Consider the following 1,463-nt stretch of genomic DNA (forward strand, 5'->3'; position numbering starts at 1 on the left):
CCTGACCCGCAACCGCTTCTAGAGATTCTAACGCCTATCAAAAGTGCAGGATTAGAATATTTTCAAAGTGGGAATAAAAATTCTCAATCATACGAGTTAAACGTCGTATTTTCGAAAGCGCTAGCATTCATGAGAAGAGCGTTACTAGAAGGTCGGGAATATGTTGGCACTAGAAATGCTTTCAATCGCTTAAATAGAGCGTTCGAGGAGCTTTCTAATTATATGTATGAAAGGTTCCATCAGCTAGGTGGAAAACCTCAGAATTATCATGGTCACGATAATAGAAAGTAGAAGACGGCAACTTACGGCACATAAATTTGGGGGATTTATCCAAGATTTTTAGGCTAACTTCCACAAATTTTATTTTGTTATTCATACCAAAAGTTCTCTTTCGATTTTTGATTTGAAAAAGAGTTACACATTTCTTGCTTGATTTTATCTACTCGTTAAAGTAAGATACAAGCTGAGAAGCGGTTTTGTTATATACTCAGTATGCAGATAGAAGTGTATAACCCTTTTTTGTTTAAGTAAACATTAAGAGCGTGTACAGTCTAATGAGACTCGTGCACGCTCTTTTTGTGCCCCTCTTGACCATGTTTCCACTTGCTCACCATGGTGGAATTGCAAATACCACCAACCAAATCGCTAAGGTATCCCTAACGGATATTATGTCACAAGTACTTTAGAATTATATTCATCCAGTTGGTTTTAGCTGGCAACAAACGCAGTACTTTGACTATCTCACTATCGATTTCATAAAATAGGATATAGTCACCAATCACGCTATATCTAATCTCAGTTTCTTCGTCAATTCTTGCTGATAAGTTAGAGCCAATTTTAGGCGAATCTGCTAACTTTCTGATTGTTGAAACAATAGCTTGTTTGAACTTTACAATATTTTCTGGGTAAACTCCTAGACCCTCTTTATAGAAAACTGCCTCCTCAATGTCTCTGACAGTTTCACTTGAGATTATCACTTGATAAGTCATCACTCAACCTCTAACCGTTTAGCTAATTCATCAGGCGTATAGTTTTTTTCATTAGTCAGGGAGCGATAGCCTTTCTGCAGTTCTTCAAATAGTCGGAGCATCGCTTTAGTACGTTGCCATTCTTCTATGTCAACGACCGCATACGCTGCTTTTCCATTACGGGTCAAGATGACCTGAGAACCAACAGAAACATCACTAAGCGTTTGATTATAATAACGCATATCAGATACAGGGACAATATTTTCCATGGTATCACCTACTCACTTAAAATTTTACTAAATTCTACCACGTGGTAACTTTTTCTTCAAGTTCGTTTGCTTTATTCCATGGTCTATTTGACAACAAGTAACCTAGGTCGTTAGTCTTTGGTTTTGTCGGTCGGATGAACTAAGTTCAGACCGAACCTCAAACCCCAACGACGATGGTGGTTATAAGCGAGAGTAGAAGCATGTCCAAACATTATAGAAGAAAGGG

Annotated in this window: 2 protein-coding genes and 1 pseudogene; 1 reads left to right on the plus strand and 2 read right to left on the minus strand. The window is 37.9% G+C overall.

Annotation, left to right across the window (positions count from 1 at the left end; all coding sequences use genetic code 11):
- Window positions 1-291, plus strand: a pseudogene (locus TP70_RS12555) (hypothetical protein); the annotation flags it as partial.
- A gap of 380 nt (window positions 292-671) precedes the next feature.
- On the opposite strand, the gene TP70_RS03545 reads toward TP70_RS12555, so the two are convergent.
- Both TP70_RS03545 and TP70_RS03550 read right to left on the minus strand, forming a co-directional pair.
- The gene (locus TP70_RS03545; RefSeq protein WP_042740170.1) at window positions 672-989 is read right to left on the minus strand and encodes a type II toxin-antitoxin system RelE/ParE family toxin; all 318 of its coding nucleotides are present in this window, start codon (window positions 987-989) and stop codon (window positions 672-674) included.
- Window positions 989-1,237 (minus strand): type II toxin-antitoxin system Phd/YefM family antitoxin, encoded by a 249-nt coding sequence (locus TP70_RS03550; RefSeq protein WP_042740169.1) that lies wholly within the window; start codon window positions 1,235-1,237, stop codon window positions 989-991. Before TP70_RS03550 ends, TP70_RS03545 begins: the two co-directional genes overlap by 1 nt.
- Between the last annotated feature and the right edge of the window lie 226 nt (window positions 1,238-1,463).

Origin of the sequence: Staphylococcus microti (assembly GCF_000934465.1) — a bacterium.
Classification (GTDB): Bacteria; Bacillota; Bacilli; order Staphylococcales; family Staphylococcaceae; genus Staphylococcus; species Staphylococcus microti.

Excerpts from the sequence above, each read along its gene's own strand:
- TP70_RS03550 (WP_042740169.1), bottom strand. The coding sequence starts at position 1,237 with ATGGAAAATATTGTCCCTGTATCTGATATGCGTTATTATAATCAAACG.
- TP70_RS03545 (WP_042740170.1), bottom strand. The coding sequence starts at position 989 with ATGACTTATCAAGTGATAATCTCAAGTGAAACTGTCAGAGACATTGAG.